The organism is Mycolicibacter heraklionensis (assembly GCF_001021505.1).
GTDB classification, from domain to species: domain Bacteria; phylum Actinomycetota; class Actinomycetes; order Mycobacteriales; family Mycobacteriaceae; genus Mycobacterium; species Mycobacterium heraklionense.
On record NZ_LDPO01000002.1, the window covers coordinates 370,429 to 389,381 of the forward strand.

16 protein-coding genes are annotated in these 18,953 nt (G+C 69.1%); 7 read left to right on the forward strand and 9 right to left on the reverse strand.

The genetic code is table 11. The features are described 5' to 3' along the window. Positions 1 to 44: 44 nt before the first annotated feature. The 4 genes from ribD to fmt are packed head-to-tail and all read right to left on the reverse strand — an operon-like array spanning position 45 to position 4,090. The gene (gene ribD / locus ABW16_RS05060) at positions 45 to 1,076 is read right to left on the reverse strand and encodes a bifunctional diaminohydroxyphosphoribosylaminopyrimidine deaminase/5-amino-6-(5-phosphoribosylamino)uracil reductase RibD (protein WP_047318023.1); all 1,032 of its coding nucleotides are present in this window, start codon (positions 1,074 to 1,076) and stop codon (positions 45 to 47) included. After that, a complete protein-coding gene (gene rpe / locus ABW16_RS05065; RefSeq protein WP_200900616.1) occupies positions 1,073 to 1,750 on the reverse strand; it encodes a ribulose-phosphate 3-epimerase in 678 nt (225 codons plus the stop codon). Before rpe ends, ribD begins: the two co-directional genes overlap by 4 nt. Before the next feature lie 4 nt (positions 1,751 to 1,754). After that, positions 1,755 to 3,161 carry an RsmB/NOP family class I SAM-dependent RNA methyltransferase gene (locus ABW16_RS05070; RefSeq protein ID WP_047318024.1) on the reverse strand — a complete coding sequence of 469 codons (1,407 nt, stop codon included), beginning with the start codon at positions 3,159 to 3,161 and terminating at the stop codon, positions 1,755 to 1,757. Further along, positions 3,158 to 4,090 carry a methionyl-tRNA formyltransferase gene (fmt, locus tag ABW16_RS05075; RefSeq protein ID WP_047318025.1) on the reverse strand — a complete coding sequence of 311 codons (933 nt, stop codon included), beginning with the start codon at positions 4,088 to 4,090 and terminating at the stop codon, positions 3,158 to 3,160. Before fmt ends, ABW16_RS05070 begins: the two co-directional genes overlap by 4 nt. Positions 4,091 to 4,346: 256 nt before the next feature. Here fmt and ABW16_RS05080 point away from each other — a divergent pair, with 256 nt between their 5' ends. Both ABW16_RS05080 and ABW16_RS05085 read left to right on the forward strand, forming a co-directional pair. Continuing rightward, positions 4,347 to 5,165 (forward strand): class I SAM-dependent methyltransferase, encoded by an 819-nt coding sequence (locus ABW16_RS05080; protein ID WP_047318026.1) that lies wholly within the window; start codon positions 4,347 to 4,349, stop codon positions 5,163 to 5,165. Positions 5,166 to 5,195: 30 nt separating this feature from the next. Beyond that, on the forward strand, positions 5,196 to 5,690 hold the full coding sequence (locus ABW16_RS05085; protein ID WP_047318027.1) for a MarR family transcriptional regulator: 495 nt from the start codon (positions 5,196 to 5,198) through the stop codon (positions 5,688 to 5,690). On the opposite strand, the gene ABW16_RS05090 is transcribed toward ABW16_RS05085, so the two are convergent. The 3 genes from ABW16_RS05090 to ABW16_RS05100 all read right to left on the reverse strand — a co-directional run bounded on the left by ABW16_RS05090 (position 5,687) and on the right by ABW16_RS05100 (position 10,337). Continuing rightward, positions 5,687 to 7,189 carry a bifunctional aminoglycoside phosphotransferase/ATP-binding protein gene (locus ABW16_RS05090; RefSeq protein ID WP_047318028.1) on the reverse strand — a complete coding sequence of 501 codons (1,503 nt, stop codon included), beginning with the start codon at positions 7,187 to 7,189 and terminating at the stop codon, positions 5,687 to 5,689. The two genes, ABW16_RS05085 and ABW16_RS05090, sit on opposite strands and share 4 nt — an antisense overlap. A gap of 70 nt (positions 7,190 to 7,259) precedes the next feature. Continuing rightward, positions 7,260 to 8,144, reverse strand: a complete 885-nt coding sequence (locus ABW16_RS05095) for a universal stress protein (RefSeq protein ID WP_047318029.1) — start codon at positions 8,142 to 8,144, stop codon at positions 7,260 to 7,262. A 147-nt stretch (positions 8,145 to 8,291) separates the two neighbouring features. After that, positions 8,292 to 10,337 (reverse strand): erythromycin esterase family protein, encoded by a 2,046-nt coding sequence (locus ABW16_RS05100; protein ID WP_082133960.1) that lies wholly within the window; start codon positions 10,335 to 10,337, stop codon positions 8,292 to 8,294. Between the two features lie 604 nt (positions 10,338 to 10,941). On the opposite strand from ABW16_RS05100, the gene ABW16_RS24195 reads away from it, so the two are divergent. The 3 genes from ABW16_RS24195 (at position 10,942) to ABW16_RS05115 (ending at position 13,764) form a co-directional block, all read left to right on the forward strand. Then, entirely contained in the window at positions 10,942 to 11,799 is an 858-nt protein-coding gene (locus ABW16_RS24195; RefSeq protein WP_082133968.1) for a DUF732 domain-containing protein, read from the forward strand. Between the two features lie 109 nt (positions 11,800 to 11,908). Next, positions 11,909 to 12,892, forward strand: a complete 984-nt coding sequence (locus tag ABW16_RS05110; RefSeq protein ID WP_047318031.1) for an Acg family FMN-binding oxidoreductase — start codon at positions 11,909 to 11,911, stop codon at positions 12,890 to 12,892. 8 nt (positions 12,893 to 12,900) lie between these two features. Next, positions 12,901 to 13,764, forward strand: a complete 864-nt coding sequence (locus ABW16_RS05115; protein WP_268768019.1) for a universal stress protein — start codon at positions 12,901 to 12,903, stop codon at positions 13,762 to 13,764. Positions 13,765 to 13,789: 25 nt separating this feature from the next. Here the strand turns inward: ABW16_RS05115 and ABW16_RS05120 are convergent, their stop codons facing one another. Then, positions 13,790 to 15,742: a primosomal protein N' gene (locus ABW16_RS05120; RefSeq protein ID WP_047318143.1), complete on the reverse strand. Its 1,953-nt coding sequence runs from the start codon at positions 15,740 to 15,742 to the stop codon at positions 13,790 to 13,792. A gap of 176 nt (positions 15,743 to 15,918) precedes the next feature. On the opposite strand from ABW16_RS05120, the gene ABW16_RS05125 reads away from it, so the two are divergent. Continuing rightward, positions 15,919 to 17,277, forward strand: coding sequence for a DUF4226 domain-containing protein (locus ABW16_RS05125; protein ID WP_047318033.1), 1,359 nt, complete (start codon positions 15,919 to 15,921; stop codon positions 17,275 to 17,277). A 24-nt stretch (positions 17,278 to 17,301) separates the two neighbouring features. Here the strand turns inward: ABW16_RS05125 and ABW16_RS05130 are convergent, their stop codons facing one another. Continuing rightward, on the reverse strand, positions 17,302 to 18,024 hold the full coding sequence (locus ABW16_RS05130) for a lysoplasmalogenase (protein ID WP_167344261.1): 723 nt from the start codon (positions 18,022 to 18,024) through the stop codon (positions 17,302 to 17,304). On the opposite strand from ABW16_RS05130, the gene ABW16_RS05135 reads away from it, so the two are divergent. Next, complete coding sequence (locus tag ABW16_RS05135; protein WP_047318034.1) at positions 18,023 to 18,949, forward strand: alpha/beta hydrolase; 927 nt, start codon at positions 18,023 to 18,025, stop codon at positions 18,947 to 18,949. The two genes, ABW16_RS05130 and ABW16_RS05135, sit on opposite strands and share 2 nt — an antisense overlap. Positions 18,950 to 18,953 lie beyond the last annotated feature (4 nt).

The following is an 18,953-nucleotide window of genomic DNA, read 5'->3' on the forward strand; positions in this document are numbered from 1 at the left end:
CCCGGCGTGTCGTGTACTGACACGCTCGCTCGCGGACAGGTGCGCTAGTGCGGGACGAGCGATAGCAGCAGGTCGGGGCCGATCTGCTCCATGGTGTCGAAGCGCCAGCGCAATGCCCGGGCAATGTTGGGCACGCCGACGTCGTCGACGGCGGTGACCGGCCCGCCCAGCAGAATCGGCGCCACGTAGGCCAGGATGCGGTCGATGGCTCCGGCCCGCAGGAACGCTCCGGCCAGCGTGGGCCCACCCTCGAGCAGCACGTCGGTGCGGTCGGAAAGCGCCCGCAGCACCTCGGCCGGGTCGTGGGTGCGGATCACCATGGTGCGCGAGTCGTCGTTGAGCACGTGCGCGTCCGCGGAGATCTCGCGTTCCCCGACCACCACCCGCAGCGGTTGACGATCGGCCAGGGTGCCGTCGGGTAGCCGGGCCGTGAGCGTGGGATCGTCGACGAGCACGGTGCCGGTGCCGACCACGATGGCGTCGGCTGCCGCCCGACGACGGTGCAGGTCAGCCCGGGCCGCCTCGCTGGTGATCCACTGACTGGATCCGTCGGCAGCCGCGCTGCGACCGTCGATGCTGGTGGCGTACTTCCAGGTGACGTGCGGCCGACCGGTGCGTTGCTTGTGCAGCCACTCCCGCAACGGACCGGCGCTCACGGCCGCGGCTTGCACACCAGAGATCACCCGCACGCCCGCATCGGCCAGCCGCCCCGCCCCGCCCCCGGCGTCCGGGTTGGGGTCGTCGACGGCGTAGACCACCTGCGCCACCCCGGCGGCCAGCAACGCATCCACGCACGGCGGGGTTTTGCCGTGGTGATTGCACGGTTCCAGCGTGATGACCGCCGTACCGCCGGCGCTCAGGTCGCCGGCCCGGCGCAGCGCCACCACCTCGGCGTGCGCCTCACCGGCCGGACGGGTCCCCCCGACGCCGGCCACCCGGCCGTCGCGGTCCAGAATGACCGCGCCCACCGGAGGATTCGGATAGGTGTTGCCCTTGACCCGCTGCGCCTGTTCGATCGCCAGCAGCATCGCTGCGTCATGGTCGACGGCATGCTCGGCGGCCGGCCTGGTGCTCATGCGCGCAGATGCGGTGACGCAGCCAAGGCCTGGCGGCGCAGTGATTCAACAGCGACGCCCGGGTCGGCGGCGCTGTAGACGGCAGAGCCGGCGACAAAGCAGTCGACGCCGGCCGCGGCGGCCTGTTCGATGGTGTCGGCGTTGATGCCGCCGTCAATCTCCACCAGGATGCTCAACTCCCCGGCATCGACCAGCTTGCGCACCGCACGGACCTTGCTGAGCACCTCGGGGATGAAGGACTGCCCGCCGAATCCGGGCTCCACCGACATCACCAGCAGGGTGTCGAAGTCCCGCAGGATCTCCAGGTAGGGCTCCAGCGGCGTGCCGGGCTTGATGCTGAGTCCGGCTTTGGCGCCCGCGGCGCGAATGTCGCGGGCTACGGCGACGGGATTGTCGGTGGCCTCGGCGTGGAAGGTCACGTTGTAGGCGCCGGCCTCGGCGTAGGGCGGCGCCCAGCGACCCGGATCCTCGATCATCAGATGGCAGTCCATCGGGATGTCGGTGGCCGCCAGCAGGCTCTGCACCACCGGCAGGCCCAGCGTCAGGTTCGGAACGAAGTGGGCGTCCATCACATCGACGTGCAGCCAGTCCGCGCCCTTCACAGCGGCGGCCTCATCGGCGAGGCGGGCGAAATCGGCCGACAGGATCGACGGCGCGATCATGGCTCGTGACATGGGCTCAGATTACTTGTAGCGCCGCAGCGAACATGGCGTCGGTACCGTGCCGGTGCGGCCACAGCTGCACGTGCGGGCCGTCTCCGAGCGCGTCGACCGGCGTGAACAGTTCCCGGGTGTCCAACGCGCGCACCGGATGCCGCCGCAACGCGTCGGCCACCACACCGACCGTCTCGGCCAGGTGCGGCGAGCAGGTCGCATACAGCACCACTCCCCCCGGCCGGGTCAGACCGATCGCCGCGGCCAGCAACTCACGCTGCAGTTTCGCCAGCACCGGGATGTCGGCGGGCTGACGGCGCCACCGGGCTTCGGGCCGCCGGCGCAGGGCGCCCAGACCGGTGCAGGGCGCGTCGACCAGCACCCGGTCGAAGCCGGGTTCCAGACCGGACTCGCGGCCATCGGCGGTCAGCACCTCTACGCCCAGGCCCCGGGTGTTCTCGGCGACCAGTGCGGCCCGGTGCGCCGCCTGCTCCACCGCGGTCACCCGCGCTCCGGTCTGCGCTCCGAGGGCGGCCAGCAGCGCGGTCTTGCCGCCCGGTCCGGCGCACAGGTCCAACCACCGGCCGGTGTCGGCCTCGACCGGAGCCAGCGTGAGGGCACGTGCCACCAGCTGGCTGCCCTCGTCCTGGACCAGGGCCTGACCGGCGCGCACGGCGTCAAGCTGCCCGGGGTCGCCGCCGGGCAGATAGACGGCGTAGGGCGAATACCGGCCGACTTCGCCGCCCACCGCGGCGGCCAACTCGGCCGCAGTCAGGGCGCCCGGTCGGGCCGCGAGATGCACCCGGGGGCGCTCGTCGTCAGCGGCCAGCACCGTATCGAGCTCACCGGCGGCGGCCCCCAGCGCGTCGGCGAATGCCTGCGCGATCCAGCGCGGGTGGGCGCGGACGAACGCGGCGTGGCCGATCGGGTCGCTGTCGGCGTTCGGCGCCAGTTCCGCGGTCCAGGACTGCTCGTCGCGGGTGCTGATGGTGCGCAGCACTCCGTTGACGAAACCTGCTCGTGCAGAGTCGAATTCGATAGCCGCCTGCTCGACGGTGGTCGATACCGCCGCGTGCGGCTCGACGCGGGTGCGAAGGAGTTGATAGCTGCCCAGCCGCAGCAGGTCCAGCAGCACCGGGTTGATGGTGTCGGGTGAGCGCTGCGCGGCCGCGCCGATGATCGCGTCGAGCAGTCCGCGGACCCGGCAGGTGCCGTAGGTCAGTTCGGTGGCGAAAGCGGCGTCGCGGCCGGTGATTCCGCGCTCGGCCAGCAGCGCCGGCAGCGCCAGGTTGGCGTAGGCATCGCGCTGCGAGACCGCCTGCAGCACATCGAATGCGGCGCGCCGCGCCGGGTCCAGCGGCTTCCGGCGGGGTTTGCGCGGGCCGGCCTGGGGGCGCTGCGGCCGGCGCTGGCCTCGTTGCGGTCCGGTCATGACGCCCGCACCTGCGAGTCGAGCCGGGCGCCACGGGCCCAGTCGGCGGCGGCCATGAGTTTCTTTCCGGGTGGCTGGATCTGGCCCAACCGCAGCGGCTCCGACCCGGTGCCGACCCACACGTGTCGCCGGTCGACTTGAATATCCCCGGGTGACAGTCCTTCTGGCCCATCGTCGGCGAGGCCGACGGGACCGACCCTGACGCGCAGGTCACCGATCATGGTCCAGGCGCCCGGATTCGGGGTGACAGCGCGGATCCGGCGCTCGATCACCGCGGCCGGCAAGTCCCAGCGCACCCGTGCATCCTCGACGCTGATCTTCGGCGCATAGCTGACCCCCTCGCTCGGCTGTGGCACCGCGTGTAGCGCGCCGTCGGCGATTCCGTCGAGGGTCGCCGCCAGCAGTTCGGCACCCGAGACCGCCAGCCGTGCCAGCAGTTCACCCGCGGTGTCATCGGCCCGGATCGTCTCGGTCGCGACACCGTATACCGGCCCGGAGTCCAGCTCCGGCTCGATGCGAAACGTCGTCGCACCCGTCACCTGGTCGCCGGCGGCGATCGCCGCCTGCACCGGGGCCGCGCCCCGCCAGGCCGGCAGCAGGGAGAAGTGCAGGTTGACCCAGCCGTGCGTCGGCACCGCCAACAACGCGTCGCGCAGCAGCGCCCCGTAGGCGACCACGGGGCAGCATTCCGGCGCCAGTTCGGCCAGCTCGGCGACCGACTCCGGTGCGTTGGGCTGGGCCGGCCGCAGCACCGGAATACCGTGGTCCAGGGCGCGGCGAGCCACCGCAGACGGCTGCAGGCTCCCCCGCCGGCCGGACGCCGCGTCGGGCCGGGTGAGTACCGCCACCACGTCGTGGCGCGGCGAATCGATCAACCGTTGCAACGACGGCAACGCGGTTTCCGGGGTGCCGGCGAAGACAATGCGCACCGGGACAGTTTAGGGAAGTCGCTGAGGGCGTCTCGTCAGCACGGGAGGGGCCCAGCCAAATGCGCGCAGGCCCCAGCGACGCGCGCCGTCCCCATGCGGGCACAGAGACCCCACAGAACATTGGTAGATGACTACTATTGCGTATAGCAACTATAGACAACTATCACTGTAGTCAGCGGTATAGATCTCGCCTCGGCGCGACGGGCCGCGCGACAACGGCGTCGGTAGAACACGTCCCCTTCGACAGGAGGCTCAGATGACCGTTGACTACCCGACCACGTCGGACACCCTGACGATCCACCGGAATATGTGGGCGATGGGCGACTACGCCCTGATGGCCGAACAGGTAATGGCTCCGATCGGCCCGGTGCTCGTCGATGCCAGCGGTATCAGCGCAGGTGATCGTGTGCTCGATGTGGCGGCCGGATCCGGCAACGTCTCGATCCCGGCCGCAATGACGGGCGCAGCGGTCGTCTCCAGCGACCTCACCCCGGAACTGCTGCAACGATCGCAGTTGCGGACGATCGAGCACAACCTGGCGATCGAGTGGCAAGAGGCCGACGCACAGGCATTGCCGTTTGCCGACAACGAGTTCGACGCGGTCCTGTCGGGGATCGGGGTGATGTTCGCCCCTGACCACCAGCGTGCTGCCGACGAGCTGATCCGGGTCTGCCGCCCCGGTGGCACGATTGCGCTGGCGAGCTGGACTCCGGAGGGGTTCTTCGGCCGGATGCTGGCGGCGATCAGGCCCTATCGCCCCACCCAGACTCCGGGCGTCCCACCGGCGGCGTTGTGGGGACGGGACGATTACGTCGGCAATCTCTTTGGCGACCGAGCCACCATCATCCAGGCCCGGCGATGCATGCTGGTGGTGGAACGCTTTGCCACCGCCCAGGCAGTTCACGACTACTTCAAGACCCACTACGGGCCGACCATCGACGCCTACCGCACCATCGGTGACAATCCCACGCTGGTCGCCGCTCTCGACGCCCAACTCATCGAACTCGCTCAACATCATCTGCACCACGGAGTCATGGGCTGGCAGTACCTGCTTCTCACCGCACGAAAGCGATGAGCGGCAAGAATTGAACAGAGGAAAGTGCTGATGGCCATGGCCGACGTGGCGGCAGACGACGAATCCGTCGATGCGATCACCGATGCACTGCTCACCGCATCGCGACTGTTGGTGGCCATCTCGGCGCACTCAATCGCCCACGTGGACGAGACCATCACGCTCCCCCAGTTCCGGACACTGGTGATCCTCTCCAACCACGGTGCAATGAACCTGGCGACACTTGCGAGCCTGCTTGGCGTCCAGCCCTCGACGACCGGGCGCATGGTCGACCGACTCGTCAGCGCGGGGCTGATCGATCGACTTCCGCACCCCACATCACGACGCGAACTGGTCGCGGACCTCACACCACGCGGGCGGGATGTCGTGCGCCAGGTCACCGCCCAGCGACGTGGCGCAATCGCCCGCATCGTGGAGACGTTGCCGGTACAGGAGCGCCGCGGGCTGGTACACGCCCTTACCGCGTTCACCGCGGCTGGCGGGGAACCCGCAGTGCAGGTGGACGACGTCGATGTCTGGGTGCGTTAACTCTGCCTCCGGATCGCGGCGCGCCACAGCTCCTGAGCCTCCCGGACGCAATCATCGAGCGGTTGCGACGTGTCGACGCGATGCGCCGTGTCCCACTCGAAATCGTGAGCGGCCAGCGCGGCGGCGATCTGCGGTGTCGCGTCGGAGTTGCCCGGTGCCCTGCTTCTGATTCGGTCGGCGGCGACATCAACCGGCACCACACACTGGATCTCGGCGGTCACCGCATGCTTGTCGGCGGCCAGGCGGCAGGCCTCGGCCCGGACCTGCGCATCTCGCCAGGTTCCGTCGAGGACCACCGACTGACCGCTGGCCAGGCACTGGCCCGCCCGATGCAGGATCGCCTGGTAGACGGCAGCGACATTGGCGGGTGCATACAGTCCAGCGTCAAGGTCACCGGGCTCGCCGCTGAGCTGCCCGGCCTCGTGCAACTCCTTACGCACGTCATCGGTGGACAGCACCACAGCCCCGACCTGTTCTGCGAGCTTTCGGGCCAGCGTCGACTTTCCGGTTCCGGGACCGCCACCGACCAGCACCAGCCGAATGGCGCCGCGTTCGAGGTGGCTCAGAGCGATGGCCAAATGGCGGGACGCGGCTGCGTCGGCCCCCGACTTGCCCTGTGTCAGTTGCACGCAGTCGACTTTGGCCCGCACCGTCGCACGGTAGGCGATGTAGAAATCCCGCAGCGACGACGTCGCGGTGTCGCCCGAGTAGGCGGCGTAGCGGGCCAGGAAGTAGTCGCCGAGGTCCTTGCGTCCGAGGAACTCCAAATCCATGGCAAGGAAAGCGGCGTCGTCGATACGGTCGACGAAGCGCAAGTCGTCACTGAACTCCAAGCAGTCGAGCAGCACCGGCCGGTTGTCCGTCCAGAAGATGTCGTCGGCGAGCAGGTCCGCGTGGCCGTCGACGATGCAGCCCTCGTCGATCCGTTGAGCGAACAGATCGGCCCGACCGGCGAGGTATGCGGCGGCGAGGTCTTCGACGCGCCGCACCGTCTCGGCGGGCACCGCCGTGTCGGCGTGGCGGTGCAGTGTGGGGAAGTTGTCGAACCACCGTTGGTGGATCGCGTCGGGCTCACCCTGCCGGTTGATTCGCCGGCTGCGGTCGGATCGATCGTGGAAGTCCGCCAGCACGCGGGCGATGCTGTCGAGCACTGGTTCGATCGGTTCGCCGCGTTTGACCATCGAAGCCAACCGGTCGTCGTCGTGGTAGCGCCGCATCACGATGATCGGTTCGGGCGCTGCTGCTTCGGACGGGCCGCTGAGGTGGGCAACCCCGAAATAGCTGTCGGGGGCGATTCGGCTGTTGAGTTGGACTTCCCGCGCGCACGCCTCTTCGCGCTGCTCGACCGTCCGGAAGTCCAGAAAGTCGGTCTGCACCGGCTTTTTGGCCTTGTAGGCCCGGTCGCCGGCCAAGACGACCACGCCGGAGTGGGTTTCGTAGGCCGCGACGTAGGGCGCCGCTTTCGGCGCGTCCGTGTCGCCGTGTGTCGCGAACTCCATGGCATCCAGTGTTAACCATCGCGGCCAAGTCCGGGGGCGGTCAACGGGCCGCCCCCGGCGTGACCGAAGGTCATTTCGCGTCGGGGCGGACCACGATCACTGGAATCCCGGCGGCCTGGACGACCGCGGAGCTGACCGAACCCAGGAGTTGACTGGCGAAGCCGCCGCGGCCGTGACTGCCGACCACCATCAGTTGAGCGTGCTCGGCGGCCTTGACCAACCAGCGGGTGGGCTGGTCACAAACCACCCGCCGCTCGACGACGACATCCGGGTATTGCTCCTGGTAACCCGCGAGCCGTTCGGCGAGGATTTCGTGTCCCTGAACTTCGTAATCGCGCCGGTCCATGTTGAGGATCGGCATGACCCCGACGTCACTCCAGGCGTGCAACGCCATCAGCGGCACTCCACGGCGAGAGGCTTCGTCAAAAGCCAGCGCCGTCGCCTTCTCCGATACCGGTGAACCGTCGATTCCGACCACCACGGGTGCATCTTTCGGGTAATCGCGATCGGTGCGGATGACCGCGATCGGGCCGTGCCCGTGGTGAATCAGGCTGGTGCTCACCGAGCCCAGCAGCAGGCGGCCGATGGCACCCAGCCCCGTCGAGCCGACGACAGTCATCCAGCTGTCTTTGGTGGCACCGATCAATGTCGAGACCACCTGGGAATGGGCCATCTCGGCGTGCACCTCGGGCGCCGCGGCGTCGCCCCGGCTGGAGTCGACCACGTTGCGCGCCCGTGCGAGGACCTTTTTCGCCTCATCGGCCTGCCAACTGGGAATCCCCTCGGTCATCGGCCCAGGGGGCCAGCCGGACTCCAGCGGCGTCACCACGTGCAGCAAGGTGAGCGGCAACTGGCGCATGATCGCCTCATGCGTCGCCCAGGTCACCGCCGCGTCGGATTCAGGCGATCCATCGACACCCACCACGATTCCGCGTGTCGTGCTGACTTGTGACATCGTTCGGCCCTCCAACTCACGACTGTTCAGCCAGCTGACTAGCCAGCTCTACCGTTGAAATTACTGCGGTCTCGGGTGTTTCGCAGGAGTCGTTGGACCTCAACCGGGGAGGCATTGGCCCATCACGCTGCGCCCGATCCCCGACGGCTAAAGTCCGGTCGGGTAGGTCTCCGGCGTCTGCCCCGCGATCCAGCGGCTCGTCACCTCGAGCGGCTCCAGCGCACGGGTCTGATCGATGTGGATGATCGCGTCGAACTGATCGGCCGGCCGGACGTGGAAATAGTGGCTTTGCCGCTCGGTCGCGGGTTGGTAAATCACGCCTATTGCGCGTCCTAGACGCACCGCATCCAGCGGGTCGCTGGCCGCCAAGGCGGTGGGCATCGACACCAGGAACGCATCCCTGCCGGTCGCGTGCAAGAGATCCTCGATGCTGCCGGTCAGGGCAGGCCGGACCACCTTGCGTTCGGCGGGCCCGCCCCAATCACTGGCGGCGGTGACGGTGCCGGTGTAGGTGCTGAACCCGATCAGGCGCACCTGGGCGCCGTAAGTCTGGCGGACCAGTTGACCGAGTGTGAGCTGACCATCGCCGTGCATCTCCGTCGCTCGGGCATCGCCCACGTGCGAATTGTGTGCCCACACCACAATTCGTGCCGGCGAGGTCGAGTCGCGGTCGCGGTCCAGATGCGCCAACAACGCGTCCAGGGTCTGCGCCATGTGCCGGTCGCGCAGGTTCCACGAGGTGACCCGCCCGCTGAACATCGTGCGGTAGTACTCCTCGGCATTGCGGACGGTTTGGGCGTTCTGCAAGGCATAGAACAGCTCGTCCTCGGCGACCGGCCCGTCCTGCTCGGCGTAGCCCAACGCGTTGCGCTGCAGGTCGACCAATTGCGAGATCGCCTCGCGTTCGCAGGACGGACCGGCGCCGAACGCCGCGCCGTATCCATAGGCCTGGCCGTCGTCGGCGGAGGCGTGGTCGAAGCACGCGTAGCGGGTGCGGGCCCGCGCCGCGGCGACCGGGTCGACCGTGTCGAGATAGCCGACCACTTCCTGCATCGAGCGGTGCAGGCTGTACAGGTCGAGGCCGTAGAAGCCGGTTTGATGCTGCGCTGCCGATCTGCAGTCTCGGTTGTGGGCGTGCAGCCAGTCGACGAAGTCACGGACCACCACGTTGCGCCACATCCAGGCCGGAAAGCGTTCGAATCCGCTCAGCGCCGCGTCGGCGGTCTGGTCGTCGCCGAGGCCGCGGACATAGCGGTTCACCCGGTAGGCATCCGGCCAGTCCGCTTCGGCGGCGACGGCGCAGAAGCCCTTCTCCTCGATCAGCCATTTCGTGATCTCCGCGCGTGCTTCGTAGAACTCGTGTGTGCCGTGCGAACTTTCGCCGATCAACACGATGCGCGCATCACCGATCAGTTCCTGCAATACCGCCCGCGGCGGGACCCCTGCGGGGGCGTCGACAGCGCCGCTGGCCACTACCTCTGCCGCGGCCGGTGCCGGCGGCCGGTCGGCGCGGGTCCGGGTGGTCGGGGTGGCCAGCAGCCGGCGAACCTCCTCGTCGGTGACCTGGGTGAAGTCCCAAAACGATTCACCGACCGCATGAAACGGCGTCGGCATGGTGGCGCACACCACGTCGTCGACGAGGCCGGCGAACTCCCGGCAGGTGGATTCCGGAGCCGCCGGGACGGCGATCACCAGGTGGGCCGGCTCGGCGTCGCGCAATGCCTGCACCGCTGCGAACATGCTGGCACCGGTGGCCAGTCCGTCGTCGACCAGGATGACTGTCCGGCCGGCCACGTCGACGGGTGGTCGGCCGCCACGGTAGGCCGCCTCGCGGCGGACCAACTCCCGGCCCTCACGTTCGGCGACGTCGCGTAGTTGTTGCGGGGTGATCCGCAGGCCGCGCACCATGTCGTCATTGACGACGACCCGTCCCCCACTGGCCAGTGCGCCCACCGCGAATTCTTCGTGGCCGGGAGCACCGAGTTTGCGCACGATGAATGCGTCCAGCGGCACGTGTAGCGCTGCGGCGACTTCCCAGGCGACCGGAATTCCACCGCGTGCCAAACCGAGCACGATGACGTCATCGCGGTCCCGGTAAGCGTCGAGCAGACCGGCCAAGACCCGCCCGGCCTCGCTGCGGTCATGAAATATCCGTCGCGGCTGCCGACTTCTGAGCTCGGCCGCGCTGGTCATCGGAGTTCCTTCATGGCGTCGTCTCCTCTTACTCGACGACTGACATCACTCATTTCACTCGCAAACGCCGGAACGCGAAAGGGGCCGAAGTCCCGATTTCGCGGGGACGTTCGTCTCCGCTGCCGAGGCGAACGTCCGAAGACTGCGTTTCCGAGCGGCCCGGCGCTTCTCAAGGATTGGCCCACAAGTTGCGGACCTTCAACCTCTTGCGGCGGCGCTAAATCCGGTGGTGCAATAGACATATCACTCGAACACGGCAGCTGCCCGAGTCGACAGCCACCGCCCCTTCCAGGAGGCACCACACATGTCCCATCGCAGCAAGCACAAATAACAACGCCTATGTTCTCGGGGCCTACCAGGGCCATTCTGGGCCGTCGGTAACCATGTCGCCGCTGTGCGCGGCTCCGAGATACCCAAGTTGCTCTCCGGTGCGCACCGGGAACGACACGCATAAGCCACAAACAGTCCCGGCAGAGACACCCTCCACCGCCCAGCCCGTTTTCGTCTACCTGGGTCAATTGTCAACGCAGGCAACGGTGGCAGCGGCCTCCCCATCCCGATGGGTCGGCGGCGGGCACGGCCCGTAGACAACGGAGATCCGTTCATGTTTATCCGCGGCGCGACCTACTCTGGCATCGTGTTCGCCGCTATAGCGGCCACCGCTGCTGTGCAGCAGATCAGTACAGCCTCAGCAGATCCGAGTCAGGACGATCAGTTTTTGGCCGTCCTCCAGAACAACCAGATTCCCGCTATCGAGAACGTACCGACGGTGGTTGCCGCTGGCCATACTGTTTGCCGCAAACTCGACGACGGCATGCCAGCGGCCAACATATTGGACGGATTGACCAACGATGCGTTCCAAATGGACCCGCTCTTGCATGCCCAGTCGGCCCGACTCGCTGCCACCATGAGCCGATTCATCGCGGCCGCGGTAGAGGTCTACTGTCCGGGCGATCAAAGCAAGATCGCATCGCTCATGGTCAGCCGCGCTGGACCATCAAGTAGACCGACGCGGCTTTTTACTGTGGTCAATTACCACGCGACGACCATGTCAGGCAGCAACACAGCCGGCACGCACGGCGCGGCGCTCGGCTCACCGGTCGGTGCAGTGGCCACCGGAGACATGTCCCAGCCCAAACCGCCCGAAATTCCGCCACCAAAGTCACCGAAGGCGAAGATCCCGCGTTCGCCCCACGTCGTAACGAAACGACCTCCGCCGCAACAGCCGCCCCCACCACAGATCCAGCCCCCACCGCCGCAACAACCACCGCCGCAACAACCACCGCCCCCACCACAGGACGAACCTCCAGCCGGAGGCCCGCAGCCGGGCACTGCAACCGGCGGGAGCGGGGACGGTGGTGGTAGCGGCGGTGGCAGCGAGAACCGAAGTGGTGGCGGTCCAGCAGAGCCTCCGCAAGTACAACCCAGGCCGCCGGGAATGATCCAACTCGTGCCGTGGTGAAACAGCTATTAGGCCGGGGCACAAATGCGTGCCCGGTGAGTACTAACGGCCCTAACGCCGGCTTCGGATTCGCGCCACCATGGATGGCAGGTAGAGATCGGAGGCCAAGATGTCTGCCTCGCTGGTAGAAACCAAAACGGTCCAGGACGCGGTATGGGCTGCCTGCCGCGCCCCGTCGATTCACAACATCCAGCCCTGGCAGTGGGTCCTTGAGACCGATGAACTTCGGTTGTATCTCGACCGCAATAGGGTCCTGCCGTCCGACGGCGCCGGGCGTGAGGCGGTCATAGGTTGCGGCGCGGCGCTGGATCACCTACGAGTGGCCATGTCCGCGGCCGGCCTGAACTCCAACGTCGAGCGGTTTCCCAATCCCAACGACCTCGACCACCTCGCGTCGATTCAGTTCTCGCCGATGAGCTATGTGACCGACGGGCATCGCAGTCGCGCGGACGCGATTTGGGCGCGCCGCAGTGACCGGTTGCCGTTGGATCCTCCCCCGGACTGGGCAGCATTCGAGCCAGTGCTGCGCAGCCACCTCGATCACTACGACGCGCACCTGGATGTGCTGGCCGAGAGTACGCGCTCCCGATTGGCGCAGGCGTCACGATTCACCGAGTCGCTACGTCTCTACGACTCGGTATACCATGCCGAATTACACCGGTGGACAGTGCCATTCGGGTCGTCCGCGGGTATCCCGTACAGTGCCTTGGCCTCGGCCGCCGAAGGTGAACGAGTCGATGTCGGCCGCCGGTTTCCCACACCGCACCACCCCGAACGCCGGACCCAGATCGGTGCGGACCTGTCGACAGTTGTCGTGCTGTCCACCGAGACCGATACCCGCGCCGACGCCTTGGCCGCCGGTGAGGCGCTCTCCGCGGTACTGCTGGAATGCACCATGGCGGGCTTGGCCACCTGCCCGTTGACACATCTCACCGAAGTTCAGGTCGCCCGGGACATTGTCGAGACCCTGGTGGGTGGCAACACGATTCCCCAAATACTCATTCGGATCGGGCAGGCTCCCGCCACCGAAGAACTGCCCCCGCGCACGGGTCGGCGCCCGCTCGATGACGTTCTGGTCATCCGCGGCAGATAGGACGCGCTGTGTACGGACCACACTGTTCGGCTCCCCGTGTTGTCGTCGGTCTCGACGCCTCACGTGCAGCGATGCAGGCTGCCACGTGGGCCGTCGACGAAGCCGTCGATCGGGATATCCCGTTGTGGCTGCTCTACGCAATCGATGAGGCCGGCGGTCCCCACGATGCGGCGGCTGAAGTCGCCACTGCTGAAAAGACAGTTCGCAGCGCGATCTCGGCGATCGAATCGCTGGGAAAGCCCGTCCGGGCGGAAGCCGAGATCGTGCGCCGTCACCCGGTGCCGGCGCTGGTGGAAGCCTCGCGGTCGGCGGCCCTGGTCTGCGTCGGCTCCATCGGATTCGAACACGCGGCACACGGTCGCATCGGATCCACCGGGTCGGCGGTGGTGGCGTCGGCACATTGCCCGGTTGCGGTCGTGCCGCGGACCCGGCACCTCGGTTCGCGCGGAACCGGGCTGGTGCTTGCCGTCGTGGATGGCTCCTCAGCCAGTGACCGCGTCCTCGAGCTCAGTGTGGCCGAGGCACGCCTTCGCGACGCACCGCTGCGCGTCTTCATCGTGAGGCGGCCCCACCGCAGCCGGCCAGGCGATACGCTGTCGCCGTTGGACCAACGCGTCGTCGCGGACGTCGAACGCCGCGTGGCGAATTGGCGAAGCAAGCAGCCGGCGTTGGATATCGATTGGGTCAGTGACCACAACGGTCTGCTCAACTACCTGGAGCACCTGCAACGCAACGCCACACCGATCCAACTGATCGTCGTCGACCCGCGACGCCCGGGTCCGGTGGATGTTCTGCTAGGGGCCGCCGCTCGCGCGCCCCTGGAAGCCGCCGGCTGCACCGTGATGACCTGCGATCGGACCGGGTGGTTGTGATCCTGGTGCGCTGCTGGGTCGTTGCCTAACCGACGTGCAACGGGTCGATCTGCACCCGCACCGGGTGGTGCGACCCACGCGCACTGAGCACCCCGATGCCGTGGCGCAGCGCCGAAGCCAGCGCCGGGCCGTGATCGCGGCCCACCCGAACCAGCATCCGGATGACATTCAGCTCGTCGGGGACACCGGCCGGCCGCCGCACCCCCGGCGGCAGCGGCACCGGCCCGAGCAGGTCGACGCCGTCGGGCAGCCTCGCCTGCTCCAGCAGGGTCGTCACCGATTCCGGGTCACCGTCGAGGGCCGCGATGTGCACCGCGGGCGGCAGCCCCACCTCCGCGCGGGTGGCCAACTCGGTGTCGGCGTGGCCGACCGGATCCCACCGGATGAGCGCCTGCACCGTCGGAATCGACGATTCGGCGACCACCGTCACCAGCCCGCCGGATCCGCGGTCGCGTACCAAGGCCGCCGCGGCCATCCAGCGGCGCAGCGTGTCCTCGGAGGCGCGCAGATCCTGACGGCCCAGCAGCGCCCAACTGTCCAGCAGTAGCGCCGCACCGTAGCCGTGTGGGGCGACCGGTTCGGCGCCGGGCGTGGCGATCACCAGGGCTGCGCCGTCGTCGATGCGGTCGACGATGGTGTCACCGGCCGAGGTGACGACCGGGGTGCCCGGGAAGGCGCGGCCGAGTTCCTCGGCGGTGCGCCGGGCACCGATGACCACCGCACGCACGGCATCCGAGCCGCAACGCGCACACCGCAGGGCCGGATCGACCCGGCCGCACCACCGGCACAGTGCCGCACCACCGCGCTCCGGCAAGGACAACGGTCCGGTGCAGTGCCGGCAGCGGGCGATCGTTCGGCAGCGACCGCAGGCCAGCGACGGCACGTAACCACGTCTGGGCACCTGCACCAGTACCGGCGCTCCGGCCGCCAGTGCGCTGCGCGCGCTCTGCAGGGCGACCGTCGGCACTCGGGCACTGCGCGCCGCGGCGTCGCGCTCCTCGGCATATCCGGTGTCGTCGAGGGCCACCACCCGCGGCGCGGCGGTGCGCAACACCGCCCGCGGTGCCACCACGTCGTGCGCCCAACCGCTGCCCACCAGGGCGTGCGCCTCGGCAGTGCGGGCGAACCCGCCGACGAGGGCGGCGCAACCCGCCAGGTGCGCCCGCAGCATCGCGACCTCGCGGGCATGCGGATAGGGCGCCCGCGGCTCCGCGAGCGAGTCGTCGCCGTCGTCCCAGACCATCACCAGGCCCAGATCGGCCAGCGGGGCGAACACCGCACTGCGGGTGCCGATCACCAGCCGTGCCCCGCCGCGCAGCACCGACAGCCAGCGCCGATAACGGGTGGCCGGACCCAGGCCCGCCGACAGCGCCACCACCGCCGACTCGTCGATCCGGGACGTCGCGGCACGGTGCAGCGCGTCGACATCCCGCTGGTCGGGCACGATCGCCAGGGCGGTGCGGCCGGCGCGGATCGTCTGGGCGGCGGCGTCGACGAACCGGTCAGTCCAGGTATCCCCGGGCAGCACCTGCCACACTGCGCGCGCGGCCCGGCCTTCGCCCAGCGCGGCCAGGAACGATCCGCCCGCCCCGTACCGCTGCCAGCCCGCGGGATCGACCGGGGCGACAAGCTCGTTCGGGGGCGGTAGGGGTGGCGTCATCGCTTCGCGTTCCACCCGGGCGTGCCGCGGCGGCACCGCCAGCCGCAGTACGTCGGGCCGGCTGCCGGCGTAGCGCGCCGCCACCGCCTCCACCAGCCGACGGACCTCGCCGGTGAGCACCGGCTCGGCCGAGACGACCCGCTCCAGCCGGCCCAGCCGGCCGACATGGTCGGTGTCGGCGCGGCGCTCCCAGACGAAGGCATCGACCAGCCGGCCGTGGAAGCGCACCCGCACCCGCGCCCCGGGCTTCGCTTCCTCGGACTGCTCTGGTGTGACCAGATAGTCGAACTCACGGTCCAGGTGCGGCACCGAGAGCATCGGCAGCACCCGGGCGATGGGTTCGCCCGGTTCCCCGGGCTCGCCGGGTTCGCTGTCGACGCTCACCCCGCAGGTCTAGCAGACGCCGCCGACCCCGGCAGACGGCGGACCACAGGCGACGCGGGCTGTGCATCGGCGAGCACGCTCCCGGCTGCGCTGAATTACCTTGCTGCGGTATGCCCGAACAGTGCGGGACCCACGCGGTCGCGGCCCGAGGCCGTGAGGCGGACCTCGTCTCACGGATGCAGATTGCGGGAGCGGCCGATCGTGTGCTGGGTGCCACGGTCCGCGACGCCGCCGACCACGCCCGCGCGAGCCGCCGACACCTCGACGCGATCCACGGCGAGATCCGTGACGCGCTGGCCGATCACCGGGAACCGGTGTGGGACACCCCGGCGGGCGCCCGCCAGTTCCAGCTCTTCCTGGCCGCCAAGGCCCGGGAGATCTACCGGGTGATCGCCGACGCGGTCGCCGACAACCGGCTCCAGACGAGGCTGTTGCGGTCGGCCGGTGCCGGTTACGGCGTCCCGGCCCGGCTGCGCGACCGGATCAACCGGCAGGCGCTGGCCGACGACATTCGCCGGGTGGCCGACGCGACCTCGGCGATCAGCGCCGCCGAGATGGTGCGCTACCAGAACGCGCTGCGGGTCCGCGACGGGCTCGCGGTCAACTCCGGTGACGGCGCGGACCCGGTGCTGCTGCTCACCTACGAACCGGCGGCGTTCGGCGGGCGCGGGCGCGCCGCGATCGCAATCGGCGATCCGGACGCCGCCGACAACGTCACGGTCTTAGTGCCCGGCGCACGCAGCAGCGTCCGCGACGGCTACCTGTCGCACCCGGACGGGCGCACTGTGTATCGGGAAGTGGTCCGGTCTGATCCGGACCGCACCAATTCGGTGATCATGTGGATGGGGTATCGCGCGCCGGACAGCCTGCTCGACCGGACGGTGACGCAACCGGCCGCCGCCCGGGCCGGGGGCCGGCTCCTGGCCGCCGACATCGGCGCTCTGGCTGCGTCGCACATCGGTTCCTCACACGTCACCGTGATCGGCCATTCCTACGGCTCGACCGCGGTGGCTGACGCCGCGGCGTCATCGGGGTTACGCGCTGACGACGGTGTGCTCGTGGGCTCACCGGGAACCGACCTGGCCCACAGCGCCAACGACTTTCACCTGCCCGCCGGAGGACACGTGTACGCGGGGGCGGCATCCTCGGATCCGATCACCGGTTTCAGTGGCGAGCCGCAACTGCCGCTGCCCGGAACCTCGGCGACGGTTGGCCTGGGCGTCGACCCGGCCGCCGACGGTTACGGGTCCGTTCGATTCAAAGCCGAAACCCGTGGCGTGACGTTGCCGATGACCGGCCACAGCTCCTACTTCGACCCCGGCGGCGAGTCGCTGTTCAGCATCGGCGACATCGCCTCGGGCCACGGCGATGCGCTGGCAAGCCACCACATGACCGCGCCGCACCGCCACCGACTGCCCGCCTTCGACCCGGAACGACTGCGCCCCGGAAGCGGAAATCACCGGCACTGACCGATCTGGCCCGGCGGGCGGATTTCAGTCCGCCGCCGCCTGTTCGGTGCCGGTGGACCGGCCGAAGAAGAACCCGGCCGTGATCAGCAGCTGTGCCGCCGCATAGGCCCACCAGATCGGCACCGCCAGCAGTTCATTGCCCAAGACGAACTGGCTGGCTCCGATCATGGCGTCCGACACCGCGAAGCACACCGCGCCGATCGCGGTCCAGGGCGTGGGCAGCTTGGCCAGCAGCGCGGCGCACACCATCGCGCCGAGCACCAAGACATACACCGTCACCGGCACGGTCATGCCCTCACGCACCATGCCCGGCCAGAACCATGCCAACAGCACCAGGCAGCTCACCCCGACCACGCCCGCCCCGATCAGCCGGCCGCGCGACACCACCGCCAGTGGCAGCAGCGCGCCGAGAAAGCACAGGTGCGCCACCAGGAACGCGGCCAGACCCGCGACGAAGGACGGTTCCCACCACGGGATGGCCAACAGCCAGTCGCCGGTCGCCGAGAAGATCAGGGCCGGGATCAGCCAGCGCGCCTCCCGCAGGATCGGGTGGGCGGCCGCGGCGAATACCAACAGCACCGCCATCGCCGCCTTGAACGCCGGCTGCCCGACCCATTGTCCGGTCAGCGCCTCTCCCGGCCCCGAGCGCAGCGCCACCACCGTCAGGAAGATGCCGTAAGCCACTCCGAGCCATCCCGCCGCTGCCCAGGCAGTGAAGACTCGTCGGGTTGCGTACGGTGTTTCTATGCCAGCAATCGACCCCATAGTGCTGAAGGTACTGGACGCCATCCCGTTCCGACTGACACTGGACGACGGCGCCGAAGCGGCGCGTCGCGCGATGCGTGACCTGCCACATCGCCCTGTGCACCCGGAGCTGCCCAGTGAGGACCGGGTGATCGACGGACCGGGTGGTGACCTGCCGATACGCATCTACCGGCCGGCGGGCACCGAGTCTGGTGCCGCCCCGGTGGTGGTGTTCTTTCACGGCGGCGGCTTCGTCGCCGGCGACCTCGACACCCACGACGGCACCGCGCGAATGCATGCCGTCGATGCGGGTGCGGTGGTGGTGTCGGTGGACTACCGGCTGGCCCCCGAGCATCCGTTTCCGGCCGCTGTCGAGGACGCGTTGGCGGCCACCGAGTGGGTGGTGGCACACGCCGCCGAACTGGGGGTGGATCCGGGCCGGCTGGCGGTGGCCGGGGACTCGGCCGGTGGCAACCTGGCCGCGGTGGTGTCCCAGCTGGCCCGTGACGCCGGTGGACCGGCGATCGCCTTCCAGCTGCTGTGGTACCCGGCCACCACGTACGACGGCAGCTTGCCGTCGTTCACCGAGAATGCCCACGCACCGATCATCGACAGCGATGCGATCGCGGCGTTGACGCTGGCCTACGCCGGACACCTCGACCTGACCAACCCGCCGGCGATGCTGGCCCCGGCACGCGCTGAGAATCTGGCCGGCCTGCCACCGGCCTACATCGCGGTCGCCGGCCACGATCCGCTGCGCGACGACGGCATCCGTTACGGCGAGTTGCTGGCCGCGGCCGGGGTCCCGGTGCAGGTGCACAACGCCGAGACCCAGATTCACGGTTACCTCGGCTACGCCGGAGTGATCCCGTCTGCCACCGAGGCCGCCGATCGCGGGCTGGCCGCTTTGCGGGCCGCCCTGGCGTGATGCG